We start from the raw sequence: 14,646 nt of genomic DNA, 5'->3' as shown, positions 1-14,646 counted from the left end.
GTTAAAGGTGTATGAAGAGTTGAAAGCCTATTAAATCAGGCTTTCAAATTTCAGAGAAAACTACTGATATTTTTCCGGTGACACAAAACCTACACAGACTATTGTTGGCTTAGTTTCAGGTTCGGGCTGGAAAAGAAATTCTTCCTTACTATTTATTTTTAATTTTGACCAGTCTTGCAAAACACGGTGAAAATCTTCCTGTTCGCAGGTTTTTCCCTTTGCACCTACCAGAATAGCACCGTCACGTATAATATCGCTTTCCTTAACATGGCGGTTGTAGATATTGGGTGCCTGTTCTCCTGATATCCAAGGTTGAATAGTCTCTGGCTGACTTGGCGCGTAAACAGTCAGCCACTGATGCAAGTATTCGCCCCCGACATAATGGAGCGGTGTCGAATAGCGTTGATGCCAGCGTTGTTCCAGTTGCCAGGAAAAATCTTTGATACCTTCGAATTTATGGCCGGCACCGCGAATATTGGCTGCCATAATCAGTACATATCCCATTAGAATCAACCCTGCGACGATAATCAGCCCTCTCAGGGTATTGAGTAATGATTTCTGTGGAAAACGAGTAATAGAGCCAACCAACAGCGCTGATGAAACGGACATAAAGGGGTGCAGCCATTCTGTCATTCTTCCCCCCTTATTGAATGAGAACCAGCAGTAGATAATCAGTAATGGCAACAAGATGATAATGTTTACCAATCGGTTCGGTTGCTCCTTCGGCCAGCTAATACGGCCGCCAAGCTGATAGATAATAATGCCAACGATAATCAGCGGATAAAATACCGATAATAACGATCGGGTAGTGTGTAGATTAAATCCACTGTCTATTTGTGAATCTACCCATTTGAAAGCGGCAAAATCATTGTTCCATAGCCACCAGAAATTAGGCAGTACCAGCACAAACCAGATAACCAGTGCGATATAGAGCGCGGGTTGGCGGTAACATTGTCGAACTTTAGGCACAAATAGAGTCAACAGAAAAACCGAACCAACCAATGCCAATGTGGAATATTTTCCCATTGCTGCCAGCCCGGAACTGAGGGCAAATGCCAGCCACCAACGCGGATTGTCATACACGGCTCGTAGAAAGAACAGCATAGCCCACGGCCATAGCATAATTAGCAGATAATTATCGTTATATGGGATAATATCGAAGTTAATAATACCAGACAGGTTCAATGTCAGCATGGCGAGCCATGCCAGCTCTTTTTTCCCTGTCAGCCGAAATGCCAGATGCCATACACCGAGCATGCCAATCGCGATAGCAATAAAGTGAATGAAATACCAGTAAAAACTCAATGAAACACCGCTTATATGGATAGCAGGCAGCATCATTACACCCACTAACCACGGATTTTTAGGTGAACCCCATTCGCCGTTTTTTCCCCAGTTTAATGCTTCGACGGCATCATAAGGGACGGTTGGGTCGAATGAATAACTCACTATCATCCATAACAAAGCATAACCAACTACCCACAAGTAAACATATTTATAGCAAGAAGTATCAAAAATAGGCATATCGATTTATCATTTATTGAAAGCTAAGAGTAATAGAATATTTGTTGATGGTTAAACCATGCATGAATGATAAGAGATTTTTGGCTATATTTTTTAAAAGATAAAGAGTTATTCACGGCGCTTTTCTATATGTGCAGTTTCTGCTAGATTCCGGCGCAGCAATACCCTGATAAACCAAACTGAGTAACCGGCTATGAACCCGTTAAAGAAAAAAGCACCAGCCAAAACATCTGCTAGTAAACAGAAAAGAAAAAACCGCGAAGAATTGAATGCGGAAGGGCGTGCACGTAAGCGTGAGAAAAAACATCGCGGCAATCCGCCCGGTAACCGCAATCAGGAGCAGAGCGGTGATAAACATCAGTCAGGCAAACAGCAACGTGATCCACGTCTTGGCAGTAAAGTACCTGTTCCGCTGATCGTTGGAGAACGACCGACAAAACCTGTCGTTGCTAATAAAGTCGAGACAAAACCACGTCTGTCGCTACAAGAAGAGTTGGCGATGCTGGAAAACGACGATCGTCTGGATGCATTGTTAGAGCGTCTGGAAAATGGCGAAAGTCTGTCTAAAGAAGAGCATGCTTATGTTGACACTACGCTGGATCGGATTGATGCTCTGATGGAAGAGTTAGGTATTAAACTGGATGAGGAAGAGAGTGAAGAAGAGAAGCAGGATGACATTATGCAACTGCTGAAAGGTAAATAATTTAATCTCCCATGATCAGAGGCGGGTTGATCCTAATAACCATACTATTAATATGTTATTTGCTATGGTTATTGGGTAAACTATGGCGATTATCGCGGCGTAAAACCCGGCTGCGCAGAGTCACAACGGCGCAACATATTAAGCATATGAAAGCGTTACGTTTTGATGGGCAAAAACATCGGAAGGGATAAGCATGTCTGAGCAAGCCATCGTTTGGGATCTGCCTTTGATCCAGAAATACAATTATTCCGGCCCTCGTTATACTTCATATCCTACGGCGCTGGAATTCAATCAACAGTATGACAATGCAGCATTTATCCAGGCTGCTACCTGTTACCCTGAACGACCGCTTTCTCTCTACCTCCATATCCCGTTTTGCCATAAGCTCTGTTATTTCTGTGGTTGTAATAAACTGGTCACCCGTCAAAAGCATAAAGCGGATGAATATTTGCAATGGCTTGAACGGGAAATTCGTGACCGGGCAAAGTTGTTTTCTGGCCGTAAAGTGAGTCAGATGCATTGGGGTGGTGGTACACCAACCTACCTTGATAAAGACCAAATCAGTAAATTGACGGGATTGTTGCGTAACCATTTTGATTTTCTGCCAGATGCTGAAATTTCCATTGAAATTGACCCACGTGAAATTGAACTGGATATGATTGATCACTTGCGCAATGAAGGTTTTAACCGTCTGAGCATGGGTGTGCAGGATTTCAATAAAGAAGTTCAGCATCTGGTGAACCGTGAACAGGATGAAGAGTTTATCTTTGCTTTGGTTGCCCGTGCCCGCAAAACGGGTTTTAATTCCACTAGTATTGACCTGATCTATGGTCTGCCGAAACAAACACCAGAGAGCTTTGCTTTCACTCTGGAGCGAGTATTAGCATTGTCACCGGATAGAATGAGTATTTTCAATTATGCTCATTTGCCGAACTTATTTGCTGCTCAACGTAAAATCAAAGCGCATGATTTACCGAGTGCCGAGCAAAAGCTGGATATATTGCAAGAAACAATTGCAACGCTGACAAACAATGGTTATCAGTTTATCGGCATGGACCATTTTGCTCGCCCGGATGATGAACTGGCAGTCGCTCAGCGGGAAGGGAAATTACATCGCAATTTTCAGGGTTATACCACTCAGGAAGAGTGTGACCTGCTAGGCTTGGGAGTTTCTGCTATCAGTATGTTGGGCGATAGCTATTGCCAAAATCAAAAAGAGTTAAAAACCTATTATGCGGAATTAGAAAAACAGGGGCATGCCTTATGGCGTGGTTTAACTTTGTCCCGAGATGATTGTATTCGCCGTGATATTATTAAAGCGCTTATCTGTAATTTCCGTCTAAATTTTGCCGATATTGAGCAGCAATATGGGCTGAGTTTTACCCGCTATTTCGCGGAAGATTTGCAATTATTAACGCCACTAGTTGAAGATGGACTGGTTGAAGTGAATGAGAAACAGATTTGGGTAACGCCACGAGGCCGGTTACTGATTCGTAATATCTGTATGTGTTTTGATATTTATTTGCGCCGGGAAGTTAGCCAGCGTCAGTTTTCAAGCGTAATTTGATTGTTCAGAGGGTGGTTTTTAAATAAAAGGGCAATTACATAAAATTGTAAACAGAGTCCGCCTTGCAGAACATGTTCGATTACACCTCAGAAGAAAACGTCGCGCTGTTGAAACAGGTCTATTACTTATACAATAGTGTGACCGAATTGACGGCGCAGCTCCAATAGTTCGAGAGTTTTTACAAACAGAACCGGCGATGAGGCAGCAGAAATTAGAGCAACCAGCGCCGAAAAATAAACTTTATCGTAATTATGGGTCGAATATGTGATTTCAATTGCTCGTGAGCTATGTTTCGGAGGGAGACACAGTTAACTTTTCACTGAAAAAGTCTTTCCTGTATTCATAAGTTTTTTATATGTTAAGTTACTTTTCTAGCCCAAAAATCGAGTTAACATCATTTGAATAAGAAACTAGGACGGTAATCTTTATGTCATACATGATTTATCTAACATTAAATGGTAAGAAACAAGGCTTAATATCAGCTGGATGCTCAACCCTCGATTCTATAGGGAATCGATATCAAAAAGGACATGAAGATCAAATACAGGTACTCAGTCTAAATCACACAATAACTCGTAACCAGAACGTAAGTCATCATCCTATACAATTTATCAAACCCGTTGATAAATCATCCCCATTGTTAGCTATGGCTATAGATTCTAACGAATCATTGAATGGTGCTTTTATTTTTTATAGGACGAGTCAGACAGGGCAGTCAGAGCTTTTTTATGAAGTAAAAATTACAGAAGCAACTATTGTTGATATTTCCTGTACTTACCCAAATTCAATTAATAGTAATGAGTTAATGCCGTATGAGAAAATCTTTCTTAAATATAAATCCATTACATGGAATCATGTAACAGCCGGAACATCAGCCTATAGTATATGGGATGAACGGGTTTATTAAAAGTAGAAGACCACCTCCTTGGGAGGTGGCTTAAGGATGACAATTAAAGTTAAGCATATATACTTAGCTTTTTTTTCTTTCACTTAAATATGTGAGAAAAAAGAATAGAACAACAATTACAATACTTCCTATTAAAGATATAATCCACCATTCATCGGGGAAGAAATACACTGATATAATTCCCCATATAAAAATGGCTACAACAGGCATATTTGACCACAATAATTCTTTAATAAATACACAAAAAAGATCTTTGAACCATCCTTTACTAAATATTTTATTTTTCATATATAAACTCAATCACCCATCATATTTGCAAGTACGCGAGCAACTTCTTCTTCGCTGACCTGCTTATTCTTAAATCCGTCTATTAAATAAATTCCCTTTTCTAATTCAGGTTCAACTATAAAATATAACATTTATAGTTTTTGAAAATATAAAGCCCAATAGAATTGTGGACATGTTATTTTAAGTCTATTTGCTGATATTGATGCTTTCTCATAATATCCGTAAAATTGGGCGACATTTAACAATCCACTTATAAATCGTTTGGCTACATTTTTCACTATAGTTTTTTTAATTAAATTTAAATATATGGCTTCTGCTATTATAGCTGACACACTTAATTTAATTGATTTACCTATTGTCACTTTAGCGGAAAATTTTAATATTTTCCCATATATTCTTTCTTTCTCTTTTTCTTCATTACCTTTAAATACTTCATCAATATATATTTCTGTTATTCTCGAAATGAATTTTCTTTTATTTTCATTTTTAAGATCCATCAGATTTAACTTCATTCTGTGATCTTCTTCTTTTATCCTTCCGTATACATCTTCATAACCGTCAAAAAAATATGAAAATTGCCAGAGCTTACGTCTCATACCTAAGCCTATAGTATCTACGACCTCTTCACCTAATTCTATAGTGTCATTTACTGCCCTTTCGAGACTGAGGCCTGCTACACGTTTAGCTTCTTCTATTCTCCAAAGCAAATCATTTTGCCGATCTACCTCTTTCCAGAGGTCATTTTCGATACTAGATTCCATATATAAGTTCCAACTCAATGATTAATAAAATTTTCTTCGAATTTTAGTGTTAATACTCTGCTATCAGAGATACGCATATTAACCCTATCTGCATTTGTAGATGATAATAATTGAAAGCAGAACATCATCATTACAGTTAGTTTGTCCTCAGCTATAACTGAACTATTAGCTAGAACATTATTTATTCGTTGCATTAATTTATCTCTGTCATCCATACTCTATCTTCATTATTGATTAAAAAAATTAATATAACATATTTAAATAAAAATAACCATATTAATAAAATAACAAAAATCTACTCAAAGAGTACTCGATAAGATATTAAGTTTCCGAAAAAAAATAAAAATTCCAAATATTTTAATTTATTCTATAAAAATAATTAACGTTGTGTAATGAAATTCTGTTACTCTTTGTTGCCATCTCCAGTGTGAGACTATAATTTAAATTGTGTAATTACCTGTTCCTGATATATTTCTTACAGCAACGCAGACAGGTAAATTATGGACGAACTGAACCAGGTGTTTAGTCCAAACATTAAGAAATCGTATGATTTCAGCTTTTCTATGAATGTATCGTCTGTTGAGAAAGAGAATTACGGCTGTAGTACTAGTCTGATGTATTATATTTCAGGCTTTTGGTGAGTACGCAATAAGCTAAAACAACAATAACCGGCCAAATAAGTATAAGGACCGAAACCCATAATGACCAATGCCATACATTGACAACCATAACTAAGCTACATATAAAAATAACAATAATAAGAGGCAAAAACTTAACAAGTAGACAAAAAACGTAAAGAGATGCTATAGCAGCGGCCACTTTTGCTGGAATCTCCCACAATCCAAAGTAATCACGGAAAATATAAAAATTTATCGACAATACTTGCATCATCCCAACGAAAAGAGAGTAAAACAAAATAATCGCAAAAATAATCCGGCGCCACTTCATCATCTTAAACCAACCTTATAATTACTAGTCTGAATATAAATCACAACAGAGGTTGTGGTTTTTTTTAATTAAGTTCTTGCTCACTTGATGAAGCAATAACAGTAGCTTGAAGTATTACGTATTTCTTTGAGTATTTTTATTGTGCGTTACAGACGTTCAAGATACCTCCGTATTCGATCAGAGTTAAATAGCTACATACTCCTGCGTTGGGTGTGCGTCCCACATTCTTAATTGGTATATCAGGATTTCTGAGGTTATTGGGTTATCCTTATCAGGAAAAGCTGTTCTTTCAGATACGCTCTGTTCACTTGGACAAAATTGTCGTTTTTAACCGGAGGGTAATAGATACTGTTCAATCTTGCCTTTTGTTGATTCTATTATCTCGATTGATCGTAAATTAATTACGTTTGATACTGGTTTTATCAGATATAATACAGACAGTCAATCAGTTATAACGATCCCTAATATTTTATATCGAGAGGTTTTACTGTCTGAATTTCAATACTGGCTTTATTAATCAATTTAAAAACTTTGCCAACGTCGTTTTTTTATTCCGGCGGCATTACTTGTTCCAGGAATAATAGTGACAGCTGCGGTTCAGATAGTCTAAATTCCATTGAACATTTTTACGTTCACTTAGTCCTTTCAACTAGGTGGTTTCCAGTGTTATTGCCGAATTATTGACGCGGCATTCTGTATTGAACAGCCTTATCTGATTAAATATTTTAAAATCGGATTATACGGTTGATGCCATTATTGTTCAGGTCCATAATTGGGAAAATTTTTACATCGGTTTATCAAGGTGGTACGTAATGAGTCAAGACGCATACGAAGCTATTCAGGAAAAGCGCCTAAAGCCTTGGAAAGGCGAAGAGGAAGTTCGATACATTTGGATGAAGGTGATAGAAGATGCTACTGGTCTTCATTTGAATGCTGAGCGAGGGCGTAAAGACTCAAGCCATAATCACGTAATCATTGAATTCAAAGCGCCAGGTTTGTTTCGTGGCAAGAAGGACAGCCCTAGCTTCAAAAATGCCACAGAAGAACGACTTTTGCCATATATACAGTGTGAGTCAGCGAAAACAGGAATTCCTGAATCTGATTTCATTGGAATAGCTATTGACGGTGAACACATTTGTTTTGCTCAGGTCCATGGTGATCAGATTCATACTCAACACTTAATTCCCTTTTCAACCTATGCGGTCGATTTGGTGATTGACGCTTTTGTCTCCGATACGCGAAAAGCCTTAACAACTGAGAACCTATTGGCTGATTTTGGACATGGGTCAGCAGATGCTCGTGAATTTATGCAGGCTATGTCTGATGGCCTGCTTTACTACTTAAAACAGCAAGGCAACAACAAAATTAAAATGCTTTTTGAGGAGTGGAGAACTTTGTACGGCCAAGTTGCGGATATGTCAATTTCACAAACAGAGGCTATTAACAAAGAGATTGCATTTATTTGGAATGGTTTTCGGGAAGATTCTACATCGGCACGGCTATTTGTCATTCATACTTACAATTCGATACTCATTAAACTGTTAGCTGCCGAGATTGTGTCAGCACATGGATTAACATCGTCGACTCAACCTGCTCAGAGTATGTCGGCGCAAAAAGATGATGACGAGTTGGTGAATTATTTGGACTACTCTGTCGAGAAATCGGCCATTTTCAGGGAAGCAGGCATTAACGGTTTTGTCGAAGAGGCTATTTTTAGCTGGTATATTGGCCTTGCTAGAGACAAGGTTGTTCCGGCGTTATTACCTTCCTTGAGGCGGTTGCTCTCGGTTCTATCGTTATATCGGCTTGATCACTTATCTAGGACAAGGGATGTTTTGCGAGATCTATACCAAGGTCTTGTTCCTGGCAAACTCCGGCAGAGCCTTGGTGAATTCTACACCCCAGACTGGTTGGTCGATTTTACGCTTCAGAGAGCTGCTAACAACACATTATTAGAGAAGCGTGTGTTAGATCCTACCTGTGGATCCGGGGCATTCTTACTGGCGGTGATCCGCAAAAAACGTGAGCTGGCGGCAATACAGGGGTGGAGTGTGTCTAAAGTTATCAAAAACCTATGTGATAGTGTATGGGGTTTTGATTTGAACCCGCTTGCTGTTCAGACTGCTCGTGTAAATTTCCTGATGGAAATTGCAGACCTTCTCGCCGCATGCCCAGGAATGGATATTGAGGTTCCTGTACTAATGGCTGATGCCATTTATTCACCTGCGGAGATCCCCTCTGGAAAAAATAGAATTGTTGAATACAACATTGGAAGTCAGGTAGCCAAACTGAATATTCACTTGCCTGTTGAGTTAGCTTTAAACAGGAAGCGCCTCGATTTTGTTTTTGAACGAATGGGCAAAGATGTTGAGCAGGGATTAGAGTTCGACAAATCCAGCCAAAAACTGACAGCAGCAAGTATAGTCACCCAAGAAGAGCTATCGAACTGGGACAAACCACTCCGACATACCTATGATCAAGTGTTAAATCTACACAGAAAACAATGGAACGGTATTTGGTTCCGAATTGTCAGGAACTTTTTCTGGTCAGCGGCAGCAGGTAAATTTGATTTAGTTATTGGCAATCCTCCTTGGGTTAGATGGTCAAAGCTACCTGACCTTTATCGTGAACGTGTTAAACCAACGTGTGAAGACTATGGTATTTTTTCTAAGACCAAACGCCATGGTGGGAATGAACTTGATATATCTGCCATGATAACCTACACAGTCTCCGATAAATGGCTGGATATAGGTGGCAAACTAGCGTTTGTCATCACTGGCACACTTTTTAAGAACCCATCATCAGCAGGTTTTAGAACATTTAAACTAGATTCACAGCGAGAGGATTCACTTTATCTTCAACCATTGTCTGTTGATGACATGAAGGAATTAAAACCATTTGAAGATGCAAGCAACCACACGTCTGTTGCGCTGTTTCGAAAATCCATCGTCACCGCGCAATACCCCGTAGCTTACAAGGTATGGTCAGCTAATCCTGGTCACAGGAAAGCTATTAGGCCCTGCACACCTCTTAATAACGTGCTGAAAGCTATTTCTCATACGACAAAAGAAGCGTTTCCGGTTGGTGATGAAGGTTCTCCGTGGGCGATACTCGCTCCTGGGCGCTTCAATGCGATTAAATATCTATCATCACAGTGTGAATGGACTAAAGGACGGAAGGGGATTACCACGGATCTTAACGGAGTTTATTTTGTTCCAATCTTGCAAAACAATGGCACTCTCGTTCAGATTCAAAGCCGCCCTGAGGCTGGACGGAAAGACATTGGGCCACAGAAAACTCAATGGGTAGAGCCCGATATGCTTTACCCTTTAATTAAGGGAGCGAGTGATTTTGATGAGTGCTACTTGAAACTTGATGCTCCAGATTATGATGATGTTGAACAAAGGCTGTTTACATTCGTACCAAACACAGGTATTTCAAATGCTGAGTACGAGAGTGCGGATGCACAGTTGCATTCCCCTAAGATGAAAAAAACCTTAGCATGGTTTAAGGGGTTCGAGAGACTGTTACTGGAACGTTCTACCTATCGTCGCCAAATGAAAGGTGCTCCTTACCATGCTGTTTATAATGTTGGTGATTACACCTTCAAACCATGGAAAGTGATATGGCCGGAAATGTCCTCATCGTTTTATGCAGCGGTTGCAAGCTTTCAGAATGTACCTGTTGTTGGTGAACGTGTTTATATTCCAGATCACAAAGTATACTTTGCGTCCTTTGATAACAAAGAAACAGCGTATTATTTGTGCGGATTACTGAATTCATTAACTGTTCAAGAATGGATTAACAGCCACAATGTATCCATTCAAGTTGCGGATGTGTTCAAACATCTATCATTACCTAATTTTGATATTACCAACACGATGCACACTAACCTTGCAGAGCTTGTTGAGGAGGCTCACCAGTGTCACGACAAAACAGAACGCCAGAAAATTATCAAGCGAATAAAATCGGTAGCGGAGAATGTTTTGATCGCTTGGAGTGTAACGCTCGTAGAATAACTGACAAAGAATAAGTTGGCTATTTATGGCAAACATCATTAACTGGCCTGATTATGTCGTCCTGTCTGTCTCCGAACTGGAGCATGATTACCGGGTACATGTAGGAACTGCCAGCCCACCTACTCACTGCATCCACTGCAAACATTCTCAAATCGTTGGCTTTGGCCGTCGTGATGAGGTGATCATGGATACTCCTGTCAATGGCAAGCGGACAGGGATTATACTGAATCGCCGCCGCTACCGCTGTCAAGTATGTTGTAAGACGTTTATGGAACCAGTACCGCACAAGGATGGTAAGCGGCAAATGACTCACCGCTTGATCCAATACATCGAGCGCGAGAGTCTACGGCGCACCTTCTCCAGCGTGGCAGAGGATGTAGGAGTGGATGAAAAGACTGTTCGTAATATATTTCACGACTCCTGCGAGCGATTGGAAAAGACCCTCAATTTTGAAATGCCTAAATGGCTGGGTATTGACGAAATCCATATCATAAAACCCCGGTGTGTTATCGCCAATATCGAGCTGCAAACCATTGTTGATATGCTTGATAACAATAACAAAGCCTCTGTTATGCGCTACCTAGCTAAACGAAAAGATCGCTATCAGGTGCGCTATGTAGCTATGAATATGTGGCGACCATACAGAGATGCAGTGGCTACTATGATCCCTGACGCTACGGTTATCATCGATAAGTTTCATGTTGTCCGTATGGCGAATGAGTCACTAGAAAGAGTGCTAAAGGTCATCAGAGGCGGCTTGAACGTTCAGCAGCGTCGAAGACTGATGAAAGATCACTTTGTGTTGCTGAAACGTCGCCACGAGCAGACAGATGCCGAATATATGCGATTATCTGACTGGATACTCAACTATCCTGAGCTGGGTTATGCTTACGAGCTGAAAGAGTCATTTTTCGACATCTGGAACTTCAAAAATAGGTACGAGGCACAGCAAGCTTACTATGTTTGGCTTAGACAGATAACACCTGAAATGAAGGTGCATTTTGATCCACTCGTTAAAGCTATAGATAACTGGCACGATGATGTTTTTGCTTACTTCGACCACCCGATATCCAATGCTTATATAGAGAGTCTGAACAACCTGATTAGCGTGGTGAATCGTGTTGGTCGTGGTTACAGTTTTGAAGCATTACGAGCTGATATACTGTTTACCAAGGGCTTTCAGAAGAGCAAGAATCTCCACTATCAACGTCAACGGATTCCTGAGCAGGTATGCGGACCAGAGTCGGAAACGTTAATGAATTACGGTGTAGATATATCAGCACTGGTAAGAGAGATAGAAACGGGGCGATTATAGCCTTGTTTCAACACTCCAACCCAAGTTCTTTTAACTTCCGTGTAATAGTATTGCGTCCCCAACCCAGTAATCGGGCAGCATCTTGTTTATGGCCTTTGGTATGCTTAAGTGCACAATCAAGTAAGGTACGCTCCAATAATGGTAATGCTTCAGATAGCAGATCCTGCTGACCATTTTCCAAGGCATTTGTTGCCCACTGGGCAAGTAGCTGCGACCAGTTTTCCGGTATTGTATTGGTAGGTGTTGTATTTGCGGGTACGGTATTTACAGATGTTGTTGTGCCGATTTCGGTATGGTGGGGTTCAAATAATTCAGGCGGCAAATCTTGTACCAGCACTTCCTGGCTTGCTGCCATGACTGTCAGCCAACGGCAGATATTTTCCAACTGGCGAACATTGCCCGGCCAGGGTAAGCGCATTAAGGCCATTTCTGCGTCAGGATGGAGAATCTTTGTTTCTACGCCCAACTCTTTGGCGGTCTGTTGTAGGAAATGGCGGGTCAGGCGAGGGATGTCCTCCACTCTGTCACGTAAGGGCGGTAATTGCATACGAATAACATTGAGGCGGTGATAGAGATCTTCACGGAATTTGCTTTGCTCTACCAAACGTTCCAGATCCTGATGGGTTGCCGCGATAATTCTCACATCCACTTTTACGGGAGCATAACCGCCAACTCGGTAAAACTGACCTTCCGCCAATACCCGTAACAGACGGGTCTGAATGTCCAGAGGCATATCACCAATTTCATCAAGAAACAGTGAACCGCGATTAGCCTGTTCAAACCGCCCATGACGTACTTGATTAGCGCCGGTGAAAGCCCCTTTTTCATGACCAAACAACTCTGACTCAATTAAATCTTTAGGGATGGCTGCCATGTTAAGGGCAATAAATGGCTCATTGGCCCGTGGGCTGTGACGGTGCAGCGCATGGGCCACCAGCTCTTTTCCGGTACCGGATTCGCCATTAATCAGGACGCTGATAGAGGAACGGGAGAGGCGGCCGATAATGCGGTAAACGTCCTGCATGGCAGGCGCCTCTCCTATCATGTCAGAAACGGGTGTGACGACCTGCGGGTTTTTAGTTGGCTGATTCTGATCGCGGGAGTGGCTAAGTGCTCGTTCCAGCAAGGCAACGGCTTCATCAATATCAAAGGGTTTTGGTAAGTAGTCAAAAGCCCCTTGCTGATAAGCACTGACCGCAGCATCCAGATCAGAATGAGCGGTCATAATGATGACTGGCAGCAACGGGTTGCTCTGTTTGATATTATTCAGTAGGTTTAGCCCATTCATTCCCGGCATACGGATATCCGAAATCAGTACATCAGGCGTGTTTTGGGCTAGTGCGGTCAGGGCGCTATCCGCGTCTGCAAAACTGGTACATTCCATCCCCGCGTTACTTAACGCCCGCTCCAGTACCCAGCGGATTGAACTGTCATCATCGACGATCCAGATTTTTCCCTGTTGCATCGTTATCCTCTATTTCTTAATTGGTAAGTAGATAGAAAATGCTGTGTGCCCCGGCCAACTGGTAAATTCTATTTTGCCGGAGTGTTGGTCTATTAAATTGCGAGCAATGGATAGACCAAGACCTGTTCCGCCTTCATGCGCGCTGACCATTGGATAAAATAAGGTGTCCTGAATTTGTGATGGGATACCTGGCCCGTTATCTTCCACGTCAATTCTGGCCGCCAGACGATAGCGCTTGCCATGCAAGGTAATTTGAAAAGCAGTACGAGTGCGGAGGGTAATGGTTCCCCCCTGTTTTTCTAGCGCTTGTAAGGCATTACGGGTGATATTTAGCAATACCTGTTCAATTTGATCAGGATAGTGGGCCAGTTCTGGCAAACTGGGATCATAATCTTTTACCAGTGTGACGTTATCCGGCATTTCCAGCGAGACTAATTGGGAGACCCGTTCAGCAACATAATGAATGCTTTGTTTAATTCGTTCACCCGGATGTTGTGGGCCAAGCAATCTGTCTACCAGATGGCGCAATCGGTCGGCTTGTTCAATAATCACTTGGGTGTATTCCTGCAAAGCAGGATCAGGCAGTGCTTTTGACAGTAATTGTGCGGCTCCTCTCAACCCACCAAGGGGGTTTTTGATTTCATGTGCCAGCCCCCGAACCAATTCCCGTGCGGCTATCTGCTGAGCTTGTTGTACCTGCTCTTGGCTTAACCGGCGTTGACTATCCATAGGTGCCAGTTCCAGCAAGATGAACTGCTCGGAAATTGGTTGGGCACTGAGCGACATAATGTGAAAGCGGTTCTCAACCACTAATGTTACTTCGTTATCAGTAAAACTCTGGCCACTGACCAGACTAGAGCGCATCAATTCTGTATCCAGTGAAAAATAGCTGAACAGTACTGGAAGAGGTGTACCGAATAATTTACGGGCACTCTGAGCGAATAATTGTAGTGCTGCGTGGTTGGCATAGCGGATGACGAGATCAGTATCCAGTACCAGTACACTGTTAATGAGCGAATTTAATATTTGCTCGCTATCGGGCAGATTTTCCGTTTTCATCCACACCCCTGCACTTTTTTGGTGCACTGTATCATGTTCGAGCGTAAAACCTAGTCAAAGCCTGAAATTTAGATGGTAGGAAAAGGGCCC

The 14,646-nt window shown here is 41.5% G+C and carries 10 protein-coding genes; 5 read left to right on the top strand and 5 right to left on the bottom strand.

Annotation, left to right across the window (positions count from 1 at the left end; genetic code table 11):
* Nucleotides 1–60 precede the first annotated feature (60 nt).
* Entirely contained in the window at nt 61–1,524 is a 1,464-nt protein-coding gene (locus CKY02_RS11115) for an ArnT family glycosyltransferase (protein ID WP_112895330.1), read from the bottom strand.
* A gap of 193 nt (nt 1,525–1,717) precedes the next feature.
* Between CKY02_RS11115 and yihI the strand changes: the two genes are divergently transcribed.
* The 3 genes from yihI (at nt 1,718) to CKY02_RS11095 (ending at nt 4,701) form a co-directional block, all read left to right on the top strand.
* On the top strand, nt 1,718–2,227 hold the full coding sequence (yihI, locus tag CKY02_RS11110) for a Der GTPase-activating protein YihI (RefSeq protein WP_112895329.1): 510 nt from the start codon (nt 1,718–1,720) through the stop codon (nt 2,225–2,227).
* A gap of 193 nt (nt 2,228–2,420) precedes the next feature.
* On the top strand, nt 2,421–3,794 hold the full coding sequence (gene hemN / locus CKY02_RS11100) for an oxygen-independent coproporphyrinogen III oxidase (protein WP_112895328.1): 1,374 nt from the start codon (nt 2,421–2,423) through the stop codon (nt 3,792–3,794).
* A 427-nt stretch (nt 3,795–4,221) separates the two neighbouring features.
* Entirely contained in the window at nt 4,222–4,701 is a 480-nt protein-coding gene (locus CKY02_RS11095; RefSeq protein ID WP_112895327.1) for an Hcp family type VI secretion system effector, read from the top strand.
* A 63-nt stretch (nt 4,702–4,764) separates the two neighbouring features.
* Here CKY02_RS11095 and CKY02_RS11090 read toward each other — a convergent pair whose 3' ends face one another.
* Complete coding sequence (locus CKY02_RS11090; RefSeq protein WP_112895326.1) at nt 4,765–4,989, bottom strand: hypothetical protein; 225 nt, start codon at nt 4,987–4,989, stop codon at nt 4,765–4,767.
* 131 nt (nt 4,990–5,120) lie between these two features.
* Nucleotides 5,121–5,750, bottom strand: a complete 630-nt coding sequence (locus CKY02_RS11085) for a hypothetical protein (protein WP_112895325.1) — start codon at nt 5,748–5,750, stop codon at nt 5,121–5,123.
* A gap of 1,760 nt (nt 5,751–7,510) precedes the next feature.
* Here CKY02_RS11085 and CKY02_RS11070 point away from each other — a divergent pair.
* Both CKY02_RS11070 and CKY02_RS11065 read left to right on the top strand, forming a co-directional pair.
* The gene (locus CKY02_RS11070) at nt 7,511–10,717 is read left to right on the top strand and encodes an Eco57I restriction-modification methylase domain-containing protein (protein ID WP_112895323.1); all 3,207 of its coding nucleotides are present in this window, start codon (nt 7,511–7,513) and stop codon (nt 10,715–10,717) included.
* Between the two features lie 25 nt (nt 10,718–10,742).
* Nucleotides 10,743–12,032 carry an ISL3 family transposase gene (locus CKY02_RS11065; RefSeq protein WP_112895322.1) on the top strand — a complete coding sequence of 430 codons (1,290 nt, stop codon included), beginning with the start codon at nt 10,743–10,745 and terminating at the stop codon, nt 12,030–12,032.
* Nucleotides 12,033–12,039: 7 nt separating this feature from the next.
* On the opposite strand, the gene glnG is transcribed toward CKY02_RS11065, so the two are convergent.
* Together glnG and glnL are read right to left on the bottom strand one after the other, a co-directional pair.
* Nucleotides 12,040–13,497 carry a nitrogen regulation protein NR(I) gene (gene glnG / locus CKY02_RS11060; RefSeq protein WP_112895321.1) on the bottom strand — a complete coding sequence of 486 codons (1,458 nt, stop codon included), beginning with the start codon at nt 13,495–13,497 and terminating at the stop codon, nt 12,040–12,042.
* A 9-nt stretch (nt 13,498–13,506) separates the two neighbouring features.
* Entirely contained in the window at nt 13,507–14,556 is a 1,050-nt protein-coding gene (gene glnL, locus CKY02_RS11055) for a nitrogen regulation protein NR(II) (RefSeq protein ID WP_112895320.1), read from the bottom strand.
* Nucleotides 14,557–14,646: the final 90 nt, after the last annotated feature.

It is taken from the genome of Photorhabdus bodei (assembly GCF_003287735.1).
GTDB lineage: Bacteria > Pseudomonadota > Gammaproteobacteria > Enterobacterales > Enterobacteriaceae > Photorhabdus > Photorhabdus kayaii.
This window is presented reverse-complemented; position numbering and strand designations above follow the sequence as displayed.